The sequence below is a fragment of the Paraburkholderia ginsengisoli NBRC 100965 genome (genome assembly GCF_000739735.1).
In the GTDB taxonomy this organism is placed as follows: domain Bacteria; phylum Pseudomonadota; class Gammaproteobacteria; order Burkholderiales; family Burkholderiaceae; genus Paraburkholderia; species Paraburkholderia ginsengisoli.
The window spans coordinates 92,353-110,698 of record NZ_BBJF01000006.1; the positions used below are offsets into that span (position 1 = coordinate 92,353).

At 64.8% G+C, this 18,346-nt stretch carries 16 protein-coding genes; 5 read left to right on the top strand and 11 right to left on the bottom strand.

The window, feature by feature from the left end; genetic code table 11:
- Positions 1 to 14 precede the first annotated feature (14 nt).
- Positions 15 to 1,052, top strand: a complete 1,038-nt coding sequence (locus BGI01S_RS13400) for a VTT domain-containing protein (protein WP_042326209.1) — start codon at positions 15 to 17, stop codon at positions 1,050 to 1,052.
- Between the two features lie 292 nt (positions 1,053 to 1,344).
- Here BGI01S_RS13400 and BGI01S_RS13405 read toward each other — a convergent pair whose 3' ends face one another.
- Together BGI01S_RS13405 and BGI01S_RS13410 are read right to left on the bottom strand one after the other, a co-directional pair.
- Positions 1,345 to 2,919 carry a GGDEF domain-containing protein gene (locus BGI01S_RS13405; RefSeq protein WP_042326211.1) on the bottom strand — a complete coding sequence of 525 codons (1,575 nt, stop codon included), beginning with the start codon at positions 2,917 to 2,919 and terminating at the stop codon, positions 1,345 to 1,347.
- Positions 2,920 to 3,034: 115 nt separating this feature from the next.
- A complete protein-coding gene (locus BGI01S_RS13410; RefSeq protein WP_042326214.1) occupies positions 3,035 to 3,916 on the bottom strand; it encodes a CHAD domain-containing protein in 882 nt (293 codons plus the stop codon).
- Positions 3,917 to 4,145: 229 nt separating this feature from the next.
- Here BGI01S_RS13410 and BGI01S_RS13415 point away from each other — a divergent pair, with 229 nt between their 5' ends.
- Together BGI01S_RS13415 and BGI01S_RS13420 are read left to right on the top strand one after the other, a co-directional pair.
- Positions 4,146 to 4,739: a short chain dehydrogenase gene (locus tag BGI01S_RS13415; RefSeq protein ID WP_042326216.1), complete on the top strand. Its 594-nt coding sequence runs from the start codon at positions 4,146 to 4,148 to the stop codon at positions 4,737 to 4,739.
- 258 nt (positions 4,740 to 4,997) lie between these two features.
- Positions 4,998 to 6,584, top strand: coding sequence for an inorganic phosphate transporter (locus tag BGI01S_RS13420; protein WP_042326218.1), 1,587 nt, complete (start codon positions 4,998 to 5,000; stop codon positions 6,582 to 6,584).
- 118 nt (positions 6,585 to 6,702) lie between these two features.
- On the opposite strand, the gene ppk2 is transcribed toward BGI01S_RS13420, so the two are convergent.
- Together ppk2 and BGI01S_RS13430 are read right to left on the bottom strand one after the other, a co-directional pair.
- Complete coding sequence (ppk2, locus tag BGI01S_RS13425; protein ID WP_042326220.1) at positions 6,703 to 7,629, bottom strand: polyphosphate kinase 2; 927 nt, start codon at positions 7,627 to 7,629, stop codon at positions 6,703 to 6,705.
- 214 nt (positions 7,630 to 7,843) lie between these two features.
- Positions 7,844 to 8,242: a VOC family protein gene (locus tag BGI01S_RS13430; protein WP_042326222.1), complete on the bottom strand. Its 399-nt coding sequence runs from the start codon at positions 8,240 to 8,242 to the stop codon at positions 7,844 to 7,846.
- 274 nt (positions 8,243 to 8,516) lie between these two features.
- Here BGI01S_RS13430 and BGI01S_RS13435 point away from each other — a divergent pair, with 274 nt between their 5' ends.
- On the top strand, positions 8,517 to 9,569 hold the full coding sequence (locus BGI01S_RS13435) for a S1C family serine protease (RefSeq protein WP_042326224.1): 1,053 nt from the start codon (positions 8,517 to 8,519) through the stop codon (positions 9,567 to 9,569).
- 104 nt (positions 9,570 to 9,673) lie between these two features.
- On the opposite strand, the gene ggt is transcribed toward BGI01S_RS13435, so the two are convergent.
- The 6 genes from ggt to BGI01S_RS13465 form a co-directional block, all read right to left on the bottom strand.
- Complete coding sequence (gene ggt / locus BGI01S_RS13440) at positions 9,674 to 11,407, bottom strand: gamma-glutamyltransferase (RefSeq protein ID WP_042326226.1); 1,734 nt, start codon at positions 11,405 to 11,407, stop codon at positions 9,674 to 9,676.
- Positions 11,408 to 11,620: 213 nt separating this feature from the next.
- Entirely contained in the window at positions 11,621 to 13,024 is a 1,404-nt protein-coding gene (locus BGI01S_RS13445) for an MFS transporter (RefSeq protein WP_042326228.1), read from the bottom strand.
- 265 nt (positions 13,025 to 13,289) lie between these two features.
- Entirely contained in the window at positions 13,290 to 14,054 is a 765-nt protein-coding gene (locus BGI01S_RS13450; protein WP_042326230.1) for a phosphocholine cytidylyltransferase family protein, read from the bottom strand.
- 27 nt (positions 14,055 to 14,081) lie between these two features.
- Complete coding sequence (locus BGI01S_RS13455) at positions 14,082 to 15,101, bottom strand: lysylphosphatidylglycerol synthase domain-containing protein (protein WP_042326232.1); 1,020 nt, start codon at positions 15,099 to 15,101, stop codon at positions 14,082 to 14,084.
- On the bottom strand, positions 15,098 to 15,928 hold the full coding sequence (locus tag BGI01S_RS13460; RefSeq protein ID WP_042326233.1) for a HalD/BesD family halogenase: 831 nt from the start codon (positions 15,926 to 15,928) through the stop codon (positions 15,098 to 15,100). Before BGI01S_RS13460 ends, BGI01S_RS13455 begins: the two co-directional genes overlap by 4 nt.
- Positions 15,925 to 16,626 carry a CDP-alcohol phosphatidyltransferase family protein gene (locus BGI01S_RS13465; RefSeq protein WP_042326235.1) on the bottom strand — a complete coding sequence of 234 codons (702 nt, stop codon included), beginning with the start codon at positions 16,624 to 16,626 and terminating at the stop codon, positions 15,925 to 15,927. The genes BGI01S_RS13460 and BGI01S_RS13465 overlap by 4 nt, the downstream gene beginning before the upstream one ends.
- Before the next feature lie 240 nt (positions 16,627 to 16,866).
- Between BGI01S_RS13465 and BGI01S_RS13470 the strand changes: the two genes are divergently transcribed.
- Complete coding sequence (locus BGI01S_RS13470) at positions 16,867 to 17,298, top strand: hypothetical protein (protein WP_042326782.1); 432 nt, start codon at positions 16,867 to 16,869, stop codon at positions 17,296 to 17,298.
- A 160-nt stretch (positions 17,299 to 17,458) separates the two neighbouring features.
- Here BGI01S_RS13470 and BGI01S_RS13475 read toward each other — a convergent pair whose 3' ends face one another.
- Complete coding sequence (locus tag BGI01S_RS13475; RefSeq protein WP_042326237.1) at positions 17,459 to 17,995, bottom strand: hypothetical protein; 537 nt, start codon at positions 17,993 to 17,995, stop codon at positions 17,459 to 17,461.
- Positions 17,996 to 18,346: the final 351 nt, after the last annotated feature.

An 18,346-nucleotide genomic window follows, 5' to 3' on the forward strand; every position in this document is an offset into this window, starting at 1 on the left:
CAGGAGCGCCTCAATTGGTAGCATTTCCGTCTTCGGCAGTGTCGACCTGGGGCGGCGCAGTGGTATTCGTCAACGTCCTGCTGACGCGCCTCGGTGTGCCGATTCCCGCGGTGCCCGTGCTGCTGTTCGCGGGCTCGGCGATAGCCGCCGGCACCCTGTCGTTCTGGCCGATTCTCGGCGCCGCCGTGTTGGGCGCGGTGCTCGGCGACGGCGCGTGGTTCACGGCTGGCCGTCTGTATGGCCGCAAGCTGCTGGCGATGCTTGGCCGCCTGTCGCCCGCCGTCGATACCCGAGTCGAGAACGCGCGCTCGCTGTTCGAGCGCTTCGGCGTGCCGCTCGTGTCGATCTCGAAGTTCGTCCCCGGACTCGGCCTCATCACGCCGCCGCTGATGGGCACGACCGCCGTCGATATCCGCATTTACGCGCTATGGGATCTGGCCAGCGCGTTCGCCTGGGCGACCTTCTGGCTGCTCGGCGGCGCCGCCGCACAGCGCGAGCTGCACATGCTGCACGATTTCGTCGAATCGCGCGGCGGCACGATCGTCGATATCCTGCTTGGCGCGGCGCTGCTTTTTCTGCTCTATCGGCTGTATCAGCGACGCCGCGCGCGGCGCAAGTTCGCGTACGCGCAGGCCGCACGCCGAGCCGCCGGAAGATGGCGCCGCAGTGCGCCGTCGCTCGTACTCGATGCGCGCCCCGAAACACGCGCGTTCGACGCGGCGCGCCGCATTCCCGGTGCGCTCGCGTTAGACCCCTCCTCGCCCGAACAGATCGACGGCGCACTGCGCGCGCACGACATGGTGATTTACTGCATCTGCCCGGACAGCGCGACCGCCGTCGAAGTCACGCAACGCATGCGCAGCAACGGCTACACACGAATTCGCGCGCTGCGCGGCGGCCTCGACGCGTGGCAGCGGCGCGGCTTTCCCGTCGAGCCGCTCGCACCCGCCGATGAGCTCGGCATCGGCGCACGCACCCAGCAGTCGCGCGACGCGGCGCTCGGCGCAATCACGCTGCGCGGGTTTGCACCGCGGAGCAGTCAGGCGACGTGAGGCGTCCGGCGACGCTTGCCGACGCGCGCGAGGCAGAGACAAGGCGCCCGGATTCACGAAGGGCTGCAAGGGGCGGCGGCAGGAAGCGGTGAAGCTTGGCGAAGCGGCGGGTATCGACCGCCGTTAAGGAGAAGCCATGTGTTCGCGCTGCGGGACGCGCATCGCGCGGGACGCTGACCTTTCGAGGTAGTTCGCGCAGCGGGCACCACTGCGCTGTCTGGAGAAGCAGAGCGCTGTCGCTGCATGGACGCACGCCTTCCGGCAACGCACCGCCGGAACCGCCCCCCCTCCTTCACGCCGACGAATCCTGCGCCACCGAAGCCGCCGCCCACTGCGCCGAGCAGGTCCGGTTGCGCCCGCCCGCCTTCGCCGCATAGAGCTGGCGGTCGGCGGCGGCGAGCAGATCGTGCGCGCTCTCGCCCATCGCCGGCACGCAGGTCGCGCAGCCAACGCTCACCGTCACCGTGACCGGCGCGCCGTCGCTCTGCACGACATCCCGACCCTGCACCTTGCGACGGATTTTCTCCGCGACACTCAGCGCGCCCTCGGCCGCGGTGTCCGGCAACACCACCGCGAACTCCTCGCCGCCATAACGCGCGACCACGTCGACCGAGCGCCGCACCGCCGCCGAGATGCATTCGGCCACCGTGATCAACGCCTCGTCGCCGCTCGCGTGACCGTACGCGTCGTTGAAGTGCTTGAAGTGATCGACGTCAATGAACAGCACCGACAGCGGCTGCCCGCTGCGCTGCGCGCGCCGCCACTCTTCGTCGAGCCGGTTATCGAGCACGCGCCGGTTGCCCAGGCCGGTCAGCGGGTCGGTGGCGGCGAGGCGCAGCAGCGCGGCCTGCGCGCGCAGCTTGTCGCGCAACGCGAACGCCAGCAGCCACGACACCGTCACGAAGACCGCGCCGAACGCGAGCGTCATCGCGCCCGCGATGCGGCTGCGATGCCACCACGGCGCGAGCACTTCATCGACCGAGGGCGCCACTGCCGCGATCAGCGGCGTGCCCGGCACGCGCGCGTAGGTGTACATGCGGCGCACGCCGTCCATCGACGACCGCGCCACGTAGGTGCCGGCGGTGTGCGCGGACATCCGCTCGAAGGTCGGCGACTTCGCCATGCTCGAGCCGATATCACGCGGCACGAAAGGCTTGCGCGCGAGCAAGGTGCCGTCGTCCATCACGATGAAAACCGAACCCAGCTGGCCGGTGTCGATCCGGTCCAGCAGATGCTGGAAGTACTCGATGCGGATCGCCAGCAACGCGACGCCGGCGAACGCGCCGCTGGCGTCGTCGATGCGTCGCGTGAGGCCGACCGAGAGCTTGCCGTCGCGCAGCCGCGAACGGAACGGATGCGAGAAATACAGGCCGACTGTCGGGCTGCGCTGATGCACCAGAAAATAGTCGCGGTCGGCAAGGCGAACGGCATCGTTGACATCGTCGTTCTGCGAAGCGATCACCTCGCCCTTGGGCCCGATCAGATACGCGCCGCCCAGATAGGCCGCCGTGGTCGCGCGGTCGAATAGCACCGCACGGCGCACGTCGGCGGGCAGCGTCGCGGCGACGTTGTCACGCGCACCGTCGACCATCGCCTGCAAGGACAGGTCGTAAATTTCGACGTTGCGCGCGAGATCGCCGGAAATGATCGCGACAAGATTCTGCGACGTCTGGCGCGCATGGTCGAGCGCGTCGGCGCGGCCGGTGCCGAGTGTGAGCAGCGTCAAGCCCGCCATCGCCACGGCGATCAGCGTACCGGCCACCCCGGCGACCAGCGGATGGTTGCCCACATATCGCGTCACGCCGGCTCCGGCCGCGCGCAACCTTTTGCGCAGCCTCCGGCGCAGCGAAAGCGTTTGACGTGCCACGTGCGCAGCGCCTCCTTCGCAAATGATCCGCACCGCCTGCCGGGTGAGGACACACTGCGGATGTCGTTATACATGCCGCCTGGCGCGTGTCGCCGACGCCCGGCTCGTCAGTTCTTCACCGTTTGCGCAGTAGTTGCGCCGCCGTGCGCAGGCGCCGTTTGCGCTCCTGCCTGAACCACGCCAGCACCGCGCCGGTATCGCCCGAGCCGGCGAGCGACGCGGCATGCTCGCGCAGCAGCCCCTCGCTCGCGACTACATCGTTCAGGGCACCGAAGCGTTTCTGAATCTGCTTCAAACGCTTCACCGTGCGCTTGCAATTGCCCTTCAGAACCGGCGCGAAAAAGTCGAGCAGATAACGCAGCTTCTTGCCCGCTTTCCTGACATCGTGAAAGGCCGTGTAATCGGAGCGCTTCGCGCGGCTCGCGCGTTTCGTGCGCTTTTTCAACGAACGCTTCGCCGAGTCCACACGGCGGGTGGCGAACTTGCGCAGCGCCACTCGCTCATGCGCGGTGTTCAGTTCTTTGGAGGCGCCGCTCAACGCCTCGCGCAGCAGATGTTTGACGTCGGCGTTCGCCAGCGTTTCACGGCTGACTGCCAACGCGTCGCCTCGCGCTTCCTGGAATGTGGGCGCGATCTCGTGTGCGCCGCTGTCCTCGTGCGCCAACAATTCGATCAGGATGTCCCAGTCGCGCGTCTTGCCGGCCGCCGTCGCGAGAAACTTGAAGAGCGCGCGTTGGCGGGTATTTTCCTCTTTCTTCAGCAGCGGCTCGAAGGCCCACCACAATGAGCGCAAGCGCCGCAGCGAAACGCGTAGTTTGTGCAATGCTTCAGGCGACGTGTCCTCGCGCACCGCCTCGGCGAATTCGATTGCATCGGCGACGAGCGGCGCCGCATACGACGCGAAGGCCGCCTGCGCCGACGGCGCTGGGCTGGCCTGAGCGGCATCTGGCTCGCCGGCGGTGGAACGATTGTCCTTCTTCCCGCTGTCTCGCTTCATCGATGCTCCCTGATGGCTTTACAGGCAGCGTAGCAAAAATAGTTCCTTGCGGGTGTTTGCATGGCGTATTTCTGCGCGCGGTACGCAAGCGGACGGCGCATGGCTGGCGTTTCGTTTGTCGCGAGCGATGGCGTGTCGAAGCGCGAACGTCTATCTTGAACATAGCGGTCCGCTGTCGCGCTCGACCTGCGAGCGGACGCGCTTCACCGCCAACCGCCAGGAGGGATGTATGCGGATACTTATCGTCGGCGCCACGGGGCTGCTCGGCGGCGAAGTCGTGAAGCTGCTGTCGGCAGAACACGAACTCGTGACCGCCAGCCGCAAGGGTTCGGACTTGCACGTGGATCTGTCGGACAAGGCGAGCATCGAGTCGATGTACCGGCAAGCGGGCACGCTCGACGCCGTGATCTGCGCGGCCGGCTCGGCGAAATTCGCGCCGTTCGCATCGCTTTCCGACGACGACTTCTCGTTTAGTCTTGCCAACAAATTGATGGGGCAGATCAATCTGGTGCGTTGCGGCGCGCCTCACGTATCGCAAGGCGGCTGCTTCGCGCTAACGAGCGACGTGCTCGCGCAACAGCCGATGGAAGGCAGCGCGGCGGTGAGCGTCGTGAATGCTGGCGTGGAAGCGTTCGTGCGCGCGGCGGCGCTCGAACTGCGCGGCAAGGCGCGCGTCAATGCGGTGAGTCCCGGCTGGGTCGCCGAGACGCTGGAGTCGATGGGCCGCGATCCGTCGCAAGGCGTGCCGGCCGCGATGGTCGCGCAAGCCTATAAACGCACGCTCGGGGGCAGTGCGAGTGGGGAGGTCGTCGGGGCTTCCTAGTTGCGCAGCGGAAGCGCTTCATGAGAACGCCGCCCGGGCTTCGTCAAGGTTCTTGAAAAGGGTTCATGTAGTTCTTTTCGGCTATCGCGCCATTGCGATCCTGCATAGCAACGGACGCTCACCCAGCAGCGCGCGCGGCCGTCGCCCGCGCCGTGCCTTGTGCCGCCGCTTCCCGGCGCGCCGTCACGTTGCTGTCATCATTGCGACACACAGCCGTCGCAGCATCGAAAGCTCCGCGACAAACTCAGGGCTTACGTCATGCCGGAAATTTCGTATCCGCAGCCAGCCGCTGCAAACGGTAAAGGGCGCAATATCAGCCTCTTCATTTTCCTCGCGGTAATCGCGGTCGGCGCGGTCTACTGCGCAATGCACTTGCTGGACGATTTGCAGCCGGTCCGCGAAAGCTCGGCTCTGCCCTATCTGCTGCTCGGCATCGCGCTGTTGATCGCGCTCGGTTTCGAATTCGTCAATGGCTTCCATGACACCGCCAACGCGGTCGCCACGGTGATCTACACGCACTCGCTGACGCCGAACCTCGCGGTCGTATGGTCCGGCGCGTGGAATTTCCTTGGCGTGCTGACGTCGAGCGGCGCGGTCGCCTTCGGCATTCTGCAATTGCTGCCCGTCGAGCTGATTCTGCAGGTCGGCAGCAGCGCCGGCTTCGCGATGGTCTTCGCGCTCCTGATTGCCGCGATCATCTGGAATCTCGGCACCTGGTATTTCGGCCTGCCGTCGTCGAGCTCGCACACGCTGATCGGCTCGATCATCGGCGTGGGCCTGATGAACCAGTTGTTGCATGGCACCAACGGGACGAGCGGTGTCGACTGGAGTCAGGCGCTCGGCGTCGGCAAGTCGCTGCTGTTTTCGCCACTGGTGGGCTTTCTCGCGGCCGGCTTGCTGCTGCTGATCCTGAAAGCCGTGGTGCGCGTGCCCGCGTTGTACGCGGAGCCGAAAGGCAAGGAACCGCCGCCGTTCTGGATTCGCTGCCTGCTGATTCTGACCTGCACGGGCGTGTCGTTCGCGCACGGCTCGAACGACGGCCAGAAGGGCATGGGCCTCATCATGCTGATCCTGATCGGCACAGTGCCGACCGCCTACGCGCTGAACAAGGCGGTCACGCCGGCGGAAACGCAGACCTTCATCGCGGTCGCGCAGCAAACGGCTGCGACGCTCGCGCACTATACACAAGGCGCCGCGCCGTCCGCGAATCCACGTGCCGACGTCGAAGCATTCGTGCGCACCCGCCAGTTGACGCCCGCCACGGTGCCGGCGTTGCAGCAATTGACCACGCAGATCGGCGACCAGGTCGGCGAATCGGGCTCGATGGCGGCGGTGCCGCAGAGCAATGTCGATAACGTGCGCAACAACATGTACGTCGCGTCCGAAGCGATCCGCCTGATGCTGAAGGCGCAACAGCCCGCCTTCGCGCCGGAGCACGCGAAGATCATCAGCAACTTCAAGGCGCAAACCGATCACGCCACCAAGTTCATCCCGACGTGGGTCAAGGTGGCGGTGGCGATTGCGCTGGGTCTGGGCACAATGGTCGGGTGGAAGCGCATTGTCGTGACGGTCGGCGAGAAGATCGGCAAGCAGCATCTGACGTATGGACAGGGCGCATCGGCCGAACTGGTCGCGATGGTGACGATCGGCGCCGCCGACATGTACGGCTTGCCGGTGTCGACGACGCACGTGCTGTCCTCGGGGGTAGCGGGCACGATGGCGGCCAATGGCTCGGGTCTGCAATGGGCCACCGTGCGTAGCCTGATCCTCGCTTGGGTGCTGACGCTGCCGGTATCGATCGCGCTGGCGGCGGGCTTGTACTGGGTGTTCCGGATGGTGTTCTAGGTTCGTGTCAATCGGGGCGGCCGGTCTTCGCGACTGGCCGGCCTGATCGCGATCAGCATGAAAAAAGCGCGGCCAGGCCGCGCTTTTTCATTGATTCGTTGAGGCTCTCCCGCTTCCCTCAATACACCTCGGGCACGATCATCGACCCCGGCACTGGCTGACGGCTGTACTCGTCGTGATAGACACGCGCCGGTAACTCGATGGTCGGATGCTCGATCTCGTGATACGGCACCTGGCTCAGCAGATGATGAATACAGTTCAGCCGCGCGCGCTTCTTGTCGACCGCCTGCACGACCCACCACGGCGCCTCGGGAATATGCGAGCGCTGCAGCATCACCTCTTTCGCCTGCGTATAGGCTTCCCAGCGACGTCGGCTCTCGAGATCCATCGGACTGAGCTTCCACTGCTTCAGCGGATCGTGAATGCGATTCTGGAAGCGGATTTCCTGCTCTTCGTCGGTAATCGAAAACCAGTACTTGAGAATCTGCACGCCGCTGCGCGCGAGCATCTTTTCGAATTCCGGCACCGAGCGGAAGAACTCTTCATACTCTTCGTCGCTGCAAAAATTCATCACACGTTCGACGCCCGCGCGGTTGTACCAGCTGCGATCGAACAGCACCATTTCGCCGCCCGCCGGCAGATGCGATACGTAGCGCTGGAAATACCACTGTGTGCGCTCGCGGTTGTTCGGCGCAGGCAGCGCCGCCACGCGGCACACGCGCGGATTGAGCCGCTGCGTGATGCGCTTGATCGCGCCGCCCTTGCCCGCCGCGTCGCGTCCTTCGAAAATCACCACGAGGCGATGCCCGGTCTGCACGATCCAGTCCTGCAGTTTGACCAGCTCGCCCTGCAAGCGGAACAGCTCGCGAAAGTACATCTTGCGTGCTTCGCGATGCTCAGGCGTAAAGCCGTCCGCCCCGTCGATGATGCGGTCATCGACCTCCATCTCGAGTTCTTCGTCGTACGCGTCGATGAGGTCTTCCTCGAAACGGCGCTGCCGCTCCGCGAGCCACTCGGCTTCAGGTCTCGGGTCCTGCTCTTTCATTGCGGCTCTCCTGGCAACAGACATGATTAGGCGCGCGGCGGCAAGCGCGACGCGAACGCGTTCGATTATCGAAGCGCCAAGTGTCAGCCGTGTTACCGCTGCGGCTGTCCGCCCGGCCGCGTAGCGGCGGATAGGTTCGCGCCGGCGCTGCGCGCGTGCGATCGGCACGCAGCGTGAACATCGATGATAGCGAGTTTTGCACGCGCACCCGCCGCTAACGCAAGGGCCGCGCGAAACTCAGCTCGTGGCCGTCCGGGTCGGTGATATGGAAATAGCGCTCGCCCCAGGGCGCATCGGACGGTTCGAGCGAGGGCCTCAGGCCGGCGGCCAGCGCCTTGCGGTAAAGCGCATCGACGTCCGATACGTAGACGATCACACGGCCCCACCAGTTGACCGGCGCGCGCGTATCGACAATCAGGTTCAGGTACGCGCCGCCAAACGCATACGATGTAAATGCCTCCTGCGGACCGCCGAACTTCATCGGGAAGCCGAGCGCGTCGTAGAACGATACGGCGCGCGACATATCGCGGGTCGCGAGCGTGATCGCGCTGAGCGATTCGATGCGCGGTTGTGCGGGCGTGTCGATGGAGGATGGGGGCGTCGGTGCGGACATGGGTGTCTCCTCTTCGGCGTGGGTGGAGCGTGGGCGGGCGCGGATGCGCGCCGGTGGTTCGTGGCGATGGGCGCCGGCGCCAACTACGCAGCAGCAACCGCGCCCGCCGCTGCGCTAGCCATGCGAGCTTGCCTCGCACTTCGCCTGCAATGCACACAGGCGCGACTCACGAAGAAAGTGTCTCACAGCCGGCCCAACCGCCCTGCCCCGCGCTCACCCTTGAAAACCCGAACCGCGCCCTGCATCTGCGACTCCGTTTATCCGGAGCATCGCCATGGGAAGCCGTCCACGCTTCATCGATGACCTGTCGCGCGCCGCATCCGACGCCCCCGGGCCCCATTCACTCAACGCCTTATCCGACGACGCCCTGCTCGACGCGTACTCCCGCACCGTGATCGGTGCATTAGAACGCGTGCAGCAGGCGGTCGCCTTCATCTCCGTCGAACGCCGCTTGCCCGGCGAACCGTCCGAGTCGCCCGGTCGCGGCCGGGGCACACGCGGCGGCACCGGCTCGGGCTTTCTGTTCACGCCCGACGGCTACCTGCTCACCAATAGTCACGTCGTGCACGGGGCCACGCATATCCAGGTGACGCTCGCCGACGGCGCGAAGTTCGACGCCGACCTGGTCGGCGACGACCCCGGCAGCGATCTGGCCGTGTTGCGCATCGGCTCGCCGGAACCGCTGCCGCACGTCGAACTCGGCGAATCGTCGAAGCTGCGCGTCGGGCAGATTGCGATTGCCGTCGGCAATCCGCTCGGCCTCGCGCAAACCGTGACGACCGGCGTGGTGTCGGCGCTCGGGCGCTCGCTGCGCTCGAACTCCGGCCGCATGATCGACGACGTGATCCAGACCGACGCCGCGCTCAATCCCGGCAACTCGGGCGGCCCGTTGATCAACTCGGCGGGCCAGGTGATCGGCGTGAACACCGCGATCATTCCGGGCGCGCAGGCGATCTGCTTCGCGACCGCAATCGATACGGCCAAGTGGGTCATCATGCAGATCTTTGCGCACGGCCGCGTGCGACGCGCGTATATCGGCGTGGCGGGCACCACGACGCCGCTGTCGCGTCGCGTGCAGCGGTACTTCGGCTTGAGCTCGGAGAGCGGCGTGCACGTGATGGAGGTCGTCAAAGGCAGCCCGGCCGCGCTCGGCGGCTTGCGCACCGACGATACGATCGTCGCGATCGACTCAGTGGCGGTGCAGGATGTCGATGGGCTGCAACGCACGCTCGACGCGTCGAAGATCGACAAGCCGGTGAACGTGACGGTGCTGCGGGGGGCGCAACGGGTCGAGTTGACGTTGACGCCGGTTGAGCAGGTGAGTTGAGGGAAGCGGCGAGTTCGTCGCGCCGGGAATGAGCTACAAAAAAGCCTCGCGCTCCATCGAGCGCGAGGCTTTTCGTTTTCAGCCATGCGTGCTCCGAAGCGCGCCTATTGAATCACCCGCGTCACTCCACGCCCACGCGGATCGGCCGCAGCTTCCGGCGTATCGCCGTTGACCTTGATCGCCTGGATATCGCCGCTGAAATCCTGCCCCTTCAGCGTGTAGCCCTTCGCTTCGATCTGCTGCGCAAGTTCGCCGTCGATCGGCTTGTACGGCTCCCAGAAAATCGTGTTCGGCGGCAACAGCTGATGATGGAAGCGCATCGCGCCAACCGCTTCCGGCAACGGCATGTTGTAGTCGTACACGTTGTTGATCACCTGGAAGATCGACGTGAAGATGCGCGAGCCGCCCGGCGTGCCGATCACGAGCGCGACCTTGCCGTCCTTCGTGAGGATGGTCGGGCTCATCGACGAGAGCGGGCGCTTCTTCGGTTCGATCGAATTCGCATCGCTGCCCACCACGCCGAACATGTTCGCGACACCCGGCTTCGCGGAGAAGTCGTCCATCTCGTCGTTCAGCACGATACCCGTGCGATCGGCCACCACGCCGGAGCCGAAATAGCCGTTGATGGTGTACGTATTCGACACCGCGTTGCCCCACTTGTCGATCACCGAGAAGTGCGTCGTTTCGGCTTTTTCGGGCATGTTGGTGCCGAGCCCCGGCTGCACGCTCTTCGTGTCCGACGGCGCGCTCGGGTTCACTTCGGCGGCGCGTTTCGCGATGTACGCGTCGTCGGTCAATTGCGCGACCGGCACCTTGTAGAAGTCCGGGTCGCCGAGATATTGCGCGCGGTCCGCGAACACACGCTTCTCGATCTCCGCGATCAAATGCACATATTGCGGCGAATTGAGCGGCACGTCCTTGAAGTCGGGCGCAAGATCGGCCTTCATCTTCAGCAGTTGCACGAGGCCGATGCCGCCCGAACTCGGGGGCGGCGCGGTGACCACGCGATAGCCGTTCCAGTCGGCCTGGATCGGCTCACGCCACACGGCTTTGTACTGCTGCAGATCGGCCTTCGTGATGAGACCGTGGCCGCGCATCGACGCGGCGATCAGATCGGCCGTCTTGCCCGAGTAAAAATCTTTCGCGCCCTGATCCGAAATGCGTTGCAGCACCGCGGCGAGATCGGGCTGCTTGAAGTTGACGCCCTGCTTCAGATTGCCGAAGTACGCATCGAAGTTGGTCTTGCCCGCGAAGTCTTTCGCCGACGCATCGCGACGCTCCTGCAATTGTTCACTGACTTCGAAGCCGTCGCGCGCATAGTGAATCGCCGGGGCGAGGACCTGCTTCCATTTGAGCTTGCCGAAGCGGCGCTGCGCCTGCCACATGCCGTCGACGGTGCCCGGCACGCCCACCGCGCGATAACCGAACAGGCTCATGCCCTTGATGACTTCGCCTTTGTCGTCCAGGTACATGTTCCGCGTCGCGGCCAGCGGCGCGCGTTCGCGATAGTCGAGGAAGTACGGCTTGCCGTCGACATACAGCGTCATGAAACCGCCGCCGCCGATGTTGCCCGCTTCCGGATACGTCACGGCCAGCGTGAAGGCAATCGCGACGGCCGCATCGACGGCATTGCCGCCTTGCTTGAAGATCTGCTCGGCGGCGTCGGCGCTGTATTTATCGGCGACCGCAATCGCGGACGCGGTGAGGACGGCCGGTTGCGCTTTCTCGGGCGCCTTCGCGAAGGCCGGCGTGACTTCGAGAAAACCGGTCGATACGGAAACGAGTGCGACCAGCGCGAATCCGCTGGCAGAAGCTTTGGCGTTGCGGAACAACCTCATTATGAATACCCCCAGGGACGACTGTTTCATCTGACGACGATTCAAGCTGCCTTGGGCTTATAACATGCGAAGCTGCGGTTTGCGAAGCCGCTACATTTCGTAGGGGGCATGCTGCGGCACACAAACATCGCATGCGAAGGGGCGCGGCGCGGGGACGTTGGCGGTGTGCGTCGGCCAGCGCGATGGCTCATGACCGCCCCGCCCCTCCCTCACTCACGCCCGCCCGCGACTCCCCCTTGCGATTTCATCGCCCGTATCGTGCGGCATGCGCGCCGTGACCGGAATCGACAGGAACGAGAACAGGCCGACCACGAGGAACGCCGGCCAGAAGTCGGAGAACACGATAGTCGAATGGCCTTGCACGTTGTGCGAAATCTGCAGCACGATGCCCGCGATCGTCACGCCGAGTCCCAACGAAATCTGCTGGATCACACTCGCCACACTCGTCGCGCGGCCGACGTCGCTGCTCGGAATATCCGCATAGGCCAGCGTATTCAACGACGTGAATTGCAACGACGGAAAGAAGCCGCCAAACAGCACGACGCACCAGATCAACCAGTGCGGCGTGCCGGGAAAGAACAGTCCATACACGGCGATCGCCAGGCCCGCGCAAGCCGCGTTGAACATCAGTACGGTGCGAAAGCCGAAGCGTCCGAGAATGCGCGACGCGGCCGCCTTCATGAAGATCGAGCCGAACGCGGACGCACAGGTGATCGACCCGGCCCTGAACGCGGTCATGCCGAGGCCTTCCTGCAGCGCGAGCGGCAACAGGAACGGCACCGCGCCGAGTCCGATGCGAAACAGCGAGCCGCCCACCACGCTCGCATGAAAACTCGGAATGCGCAGAAGCCGCAAATCGAGCACCGGCATCTCGACGCGGCTCGCGTACAGCGCATACAGCAACAGCAGCAGCACACCGCTCGCGCACATGGCGATCGACACGCTGGTCGCCACCAGTTCGCCGCCCACCAGCGAGAGCCCGAGCATGAACAACGACGCGCCGCTCGCGGACAACAGAAAGCCGGTCCAGTCGAGGCGGCCAGGATGCGCTTCGCGCACGTTGGCGATGTGTTTGTTGGCGAGCCAGATGCCCAGCAGGCCGATCGGAATATTGATGACGAAAATCAGCCGCCAATGCAGATACGTCGTGATGAAGCCGCCGAGCGGCGGCCCGACCACCGGCCCGAGCAGGGCAGGCACCGTCAGATAGTTGACCGCGCGGATGAACTCGGACTTCGGCACCGAACGGAAGATGATGATGCGGCCCACCGGCACCATCATCGCGCCGCCGATGCCCTGCACGAAGCGCGCAACCACGAACGTGCCAAGCGACGTGGAGGCAGCGCACATCAGCGAGCCGGCCATGAAAACGCCGATCGCCGTGCGGAACACCGTGCGCGAACCGAAGCGGTCGGCGACCCAGCCGCAGATCGGGATGAACACGCCGAGGCCGATCACATAGGCCGTGACCGCGAGCTTGAGAGTGATGGGATCCTGGCCGAGATCGCGCGCCAGAACCGGCAGCGACGTCACGATGACCGTGCCGTCCACGTTTTCCATGAACATCGCGCACGCGACGATCAGCGGAACAATGAAGGTGCCTAAAGCGAGAGGCATTGGCAGGACGATGGGCTGCTAGGCCGTCGAGGTAAAGCGGCGATTATGGCATTGCAGCGGCAACATTTGTTGTTGCGCCGGGGCTTTCGCGCGGTTGCGTGAAGTGGCGCGCAGTTGCGCGGCAGCAGTTGGCTGTCGTGGTGCGTGTACGTGCGTGCGCAGCCTTGGTCATGCACGCCACGATGAGCATACACAACGAAACGAAGGTGAACCGGCATGCAGCCGGTTCACCCTCGCAATACAGCGGGATGCTTCGAGAAACCGCTTAGCGCGATGCGCTGACGAGTGGTTGCAGTTGCGGCAGGATCTCGGTGCTCGCGCGCACGACGTCGTTCGGGAAGTCGATCTCGATCCACGGTGCGCCGGTCACGTCGGCGGTATCGAACACCTGGCTGCGCTCCAGCAGCAGATCGCGCACGGCTTCCTCGTGCGGCATGTTGGCCCGACCGCTGTCGATATAACCGGCGACGATCTCCGCGAAACGCTGCGCGGTTTCCTGGCGGAAGCGGAAGAAGCCGACCGACTCGCCGATGGTGTCGTACTCCAGATTGACCGCGAGCTGCTTGCGCAATTCGACCGGTACACCGTCTTTCAGACACAGCTTGACCGGCTCGTCGCCCGCTTCGAAATCGTGGTCGATCAACAGGCGGTTGACCGTCTCGCCCGCCACCAGCGCGCTCAGAATGCGCTCGTCGTACAGCACATCGGCGTCCATCAGCAGCACGTCGCCGCCGCGCGTGAGCGCGTCCGCCACCGTATGCACCGTCAGCACGCTGCCCAGATCGAAGCGCGGGTTCAGCACCGTTTCAACCTGATGCGGCCAGTTGATGCGCTCCAGTTCCGCCTGCACCGATTCCGGCTGAAAGCCGAGCGCCAGCACGACGTCCGTCACGCCGGCGGTCTCGAGCATTTGCAGATGCCGTTCGAGCAGGCTCATGCCGTCGAACTGCAACAGACATTTCGGAAACTGAGCTTGCGGCGGTTGCTGAAGACGCAGGCCGAGGCCCGCCGCGAGAATGATGGCACGCATGCGCGGTCCTTTGAAAAAATACGGAGATTAATCGGTAATCGGCACACGCCCCGTGGCACGCCGCCGTTGCCAGCTTCTTTCGCTGAAGTGCAAAACCAGCAAACCTGGCAAGCCTAGCAGGATTTCACGCGCGCGCTTGGCGAGCGACAACGCCAGCGCCGCATCCGGCGGCAAACCCACCAGCGGTGCGAGCAGCAGATAGCCGCCTTCCTGTACGCCGAGCGAGCCCGGAATCATGAACGCCGCGCCCCGAATCGCTTGCCCGATGCTTTCCAGCAGCAGCGCGTCGATCCAGTCGACCGGATGGCCGAGAAAGCGCAGCGCGAGCCACACCTCGACCGTGCCGACGATCCAGCCCGCGAGACTCAGCGCGAAGCTCGCCGCGACGCGGCCGCGTTCGCGGTAGAGCGCCTGCACGGCGGCGTCGACGGCTTCCGCGCGGGTCATCAGCGAGGACCAGTCACGCTTGCCGAATACCTTCGAGACCACGCCGAGCAGCCGGCCGAACAGCCCGCGCCGCTGCGCATAATAGAAGCCGACGATCATCGCGCCGAGCACGCCTGTGGCGATCAGCGTCGCGGTTTGCAGGTCGTGCAGCGCGCCGTTCGCGGCATACGCGCCGAACAGCAGCAGCCCGCCGAGCGCGAAGACGATTTGCGCGAGCGCCTGCGCGGTCGTGCTGACGGTGATCGCGGCGGCGGCGTCGCGCATGCGCATGCCGCGTTGCGACAACTGCCGCACCATCACGACCGGGCCGCCGATCTGCCCTGCCGGCAACAGGCTATTCACCGATTCGCCGATCCAGCGCGCGAACAGCGCGTCGCGCAACGACAGGTCGTGATGCGCGCCGTCGCGACGACGCTTGAACAACACGGAGATCGCGCCGGCGTCGAGCACCAGCGGTACGACATGGAACGCCGCGACGAGCGCGAGTCCCCAACCGGCCGCGAGCAACGTCGACGCAACCGAGCCGAAGCCCTGCCACGCGAGCAGGCCGACGAACAGCGCCGTCCCGATCGACAGCAGAAGCAGGGCCGCGCGACTCATGCGCGTTCCTTGCCGCGCGCGGCGAGTTGGCGGAACACCTGGCGGAAACCGAAGTACGCGATCGCGTCCTTCATGTTCGAGATGAAACGGCGCCACGGTCGCATGTTGGGATCCGTCACGTATTCGAACGTGAGCGATACACGCATTTCGTTCTCGCCGGCAGGCGTCACGCGATGACGCAGCTTGTCGCCGTCGAAAAACACGAGGCTGCCTGGCGGATACTGCACCGAACCCGGCTGGTCCGGCACGTCCGGATTGCGCGTATGCAGTTCGTAGTCGAGCCGGCACGACGAGTCGTCGATCACGCCGAGCAGCAGCGTGTAGCGGCGGCCGTCATAGTACGAAGTGTCGTAGTGCCAGCCGATGTGGTCGCCCGGCCGCGTGTAGTAGTACAGCGCGTACGCGTGCGGGTCGTCGGGCGGCGAGACCTGCAGCTTGTCGCCGCTCAGTTGTTCGAGCCAGCCGATCAATTCCTTCGAGCGATACAACTCGGCGACGAACGGCGCAAGGCGGTCGATCGTATGCCGGCTCACGCTACCGCCCTGCTTGTGACCCGGCAGATAGTTGCGGTTCACCTCGTCGAGCAGCGCACGCGCGCTGTGGGCGAGCTGCGCCGTCACTTCAGGCGCGAGAAAATCTTCCAGATAGAGAAACGCGTCCTGTGCGGCGAAGTCCTTGCGCAAACGCGGGGTGTCGAACGTGCGCGTGCGGCTCGCGATCGCGCGGTCCGCATCCGGTGCGGCCGGCACGGACGCTTCCTGCGCCGCGGCGCAGGAAGCTTCGACAGACTCGGCGGCGATCACGTCGCCTTCGGCATGCGTACTCATTCACTGGCCCACATTTGACTGGTTTCGGCCGTCCCCTTGGCGACGGCCGCCGGACGCGCGGCACGGCGCGCCACGCGCCAATAGTCGATCACGACCCATGCGGCGAACAGCGGCGCGCCAATCGACGCGACCACCACGAAGGGCATCACGACGTTCGTCAGCGTGACGATGGGCAGCAGGTACAGCACGTCTTCCGTTTCGAAGCCGCCGACCGAGGCCTGCTTCGTGCCGGCCTTGCCCGCCATTTCCTCGATGCGCATGCGCAGAAAGAAGATCAACGCGATCGCCACGCCGGCCACCGCGCCGAGCACGCCCGGCGCGACCTTCAGGCCGCCGATCTGCGACACACCCACCCCGACGCCCATGCCGACGAACAGCATCACGGTCACGAGGGCGTCGCATGCGAGGTCGTAAAAATGACCGATCCGGCTCGACTTGCCGCCGATACGCGCGAGCTCGCCGTCCGTGTGGTCCACGAAGTTCGACAGCACGATCAGAAGCGCGCCCGCATTGGCCCACGCGAATCCGCCGTGAGCCAGGCACAGCGCGCCTGCGAGCCCGATCAGCAGGCGCAGCGTCGTGAGATGATTCGGCGTGACCCAGGTATTCACCAGCGGAGTGACGAGCCGGCGGGCGAGCCGGGCGTCCCAGGTGCGGGGCGGCGGAACGTTGATTGGAGTTTGGCGTGGCGAAGTCATAACCCGGAAATATATACGGGATCGAAAAAGATTGCTTTCTTCCCGCGCGTTTCTTTGAGGTGCGTTCGTTACCGGCGCGTGTCCGCCGCAAAGCAAGATTTGCCGAATCGCGATACAGTGCGAACCCAGTTGCGCCTGTTACGCGGAATCCCTTCGATGCGCAACGTCTTTCGGGACCGGGCCTCGCGCCGTCGCCCGTTGCAAAACCACGACATCGAATCCGATTTGCCGCTCACGCTTATGAAACGTTTTATTTCTTCTGTACTCCTGCTTCTGACGGCCGCGTTGCCGCTCAGCGGTTTCGCCGCGTCGCTCGACAACGCGCTCACCTGCAATCAAAGCGGGCATCAGTTCATTGCCGACCTCTCGCAGCAACAGCTGATCGATCCAAAGCCGACGCGCGTCGAACAGAACTCGATCAACGCGTTCTCGCCGGCCTCCGGCGCCGATCTGAGCGCATTCGGTTTTCACGTGTTCGCGGTGGTCGGCTACGAAAAGGACGATCCGATATTCCGCGTCGGCGACGGCGAGCCGGTCGCGCGCTCGGCCTACGGCGTCGTGGTGCTCGGCAGCGAATCCAGGGTGCGCAATGCACTGGCCGGCAGTGGCAGCACGGCAATCGTGCATCGCGTCGCGCCGCTCGTCACGGCGATTTTCTGCAAGCGCAGTTAATGCGCGAAGGCGGCGGCCCCGTTTGCGGGATGCGCCGGTCAATCAGCTTGCCCGAAGCGCCCCGTCGAACAGCATGGCGATGATCGAAGCGCCCGCACTCGGCACCGGCCGGCTAACGAGCATCCTGGCCTTGGTCAACCCGCACACCACCCGCACACCATCAACCCGGACGACGAAACCCGTTTTCAACCCAGGCCGCGGCGCTCGCCTTGCCAAGTTTGAAGTTGGGCGCAACCTGCACTTGCGCGAGCTGTTCGCCGAACACGTCGAGCGCGGTCAACAGCGCGTACGGTTCGAGTTCATCGGGGACGATGTCGAGCGTGATGGTGAGTTCGTCGTTACCGTCCGCGCTCGCGACCCGCACTTCCTTATGCAACTGCGCGCGCAGTTGCTGCTCGTGACGGCGCAGCACTTCCGACGCGGTCTTCACCAGCGTGTTGAACGCCGACGTGTCGAGCGGCTTCGGGTCCTTCTTGTTACGGCCCATGGTCCACGGTCCGACGAGCGCGGGTTCCGCTTCGCCGTCCTTGATCATTTCGACGGCCCAGCCTTCGTCGTCTTCATTCTTGATGACGCGCGCGGTCCAGCCGTCGTCGCGCCACAGACGCGCTTCATGCACGCTTTCGTCCAGTTCGGGCGCGCCTTCCGTCGTGAAATCAGCAGGGGTGTCGGACGATGGAAGGGGTGTATCGGTCATTACAGGTTCACTCACGTTCGCGGGGCGGAAACACATCTCAAGCACGCAATTCTACCCGCCCTGCGCGAGCCGCCCGCGTCTCTATGACGAACGGACAAGCCGCAATGCGCCGATGGTCCGGCGCAGTGCTCTTTTTTCCAATTCGCCGTCATTTATTAAAACCGTAATAAAAACCCCATAAAAAAACGCGACCCGAAGGCCGCGTATAAAATGAAAAAGACACCCTTGGTCAGAGGGTGCCGGAATTGTAAAGCCGCAACTCATCGAGATAGATGGTGCAATCCGGAAGAGTGCATTGCCGAAAACGGAATGAATCATCGACTTCTCTGTAAGTCCTTGTAATGCCCGTCA

Bases quoted from the DNA above. Each gene is read 5' to 3' on its own strand.
- BGI01S_RS13410 (WP_042326214.1), bottom strand. From the start codon at position 3,916: ATGAAGCGAGACAGCGGGAAGAAGGACAATCGTTCCACCGCCGGCGAG.
- BGI01S_RS13415 (WP_042326216.1), top strand. From the start codon at position 4,146: ATGCGGATACTTATCGTCGGCGCCACGGGGCTGCTCGGCGGCGAAGTC.
- BGI01S_RS13420 (WP_042326218.1), top strand. From the start codon at position 4,998: ATGCCGGAAATTTCGTATCCGCAGCCAGCCGCTGCAAACGGTAAAGGG.
- ppk2 (WP_042326220.1), bottom strand. From the start codon at position 7,629: ATGAAAGAGCAGGACCCGAGACCTGAAGCCGAGTGGCTCGCGGAGCGG.
- BGI01S_RS13430 (WP_042326222.1), bottom strand. From the start codon at position 8,242: ATGTCCGCACCGACGCCCCCATCCTCCATCGACACGCCCGCACAACCG.
- BGI01S_RS13435 (WP_042326224.1), top strand. From the start codon at position 8,517: ATGGGAAGCCGTCCACGCTTCATCGATGACCTGTCGCGCGCCGCATCC.
- ggt (WP_042326226.1), bottom strand. From the start codon at position 11,407: ATGAGGTTGTTCCGCAACGCCAAAGCTTCTGCCAGCGGATTCGCGCTG.
- BGI01S_RS13445 (WP_042326228.1), bottom strand. From the start codon at position 13,024: ATGCCTCTCGCTTTAGGCACCTTCATTGTTCCGCTGATCGTCGCGTGC.
- BGI01S_RS13450 (WP_042326230.1), bottom strand. From the start codon at position 14,054: ATGCGTGCCATCATTCTCGCGGCGGGCCTCGGCCTGCGTCTTCAGCAA.
- BGI01S_RS13455 (WP_042326232.1), bottom strand. From the start codon at position 15,101: ATGAGTCGCGCGGCCCTGCTTCTGCTGTCGATCGGGACGGCGCTGTTC.
- BGI01S_RS13460 (WP_042326233.1), bottom strand. From the start codon at position 15,928: ATGAGTACGCATGCCGAAGGCGACGTGATCGCCGCCGAGTCTGTCGAA.
- BGI01S_RS13465 (WP_042326235.1), bottom strand. From the start codon at position 16,626: ATGACTTCGCCACGCCAAACTCCAATCAACGTTCCGCCGCCCCGCACC.
- BGI01S_RS13470 (WP_042326782.1), top strand. From the start codon at position 16,867: ATGAAACGTTTTATTTCTTCTGTACTCCTGCTTCTGACGGCCGCGTTG.
- BGI01S_RS13475 (WP_042326237.1), bottom strand. From the start codon at position 17,995: ATGACCGATACACCCCTTCCATCGTCCGACACCCCTGCTGATTTCACG.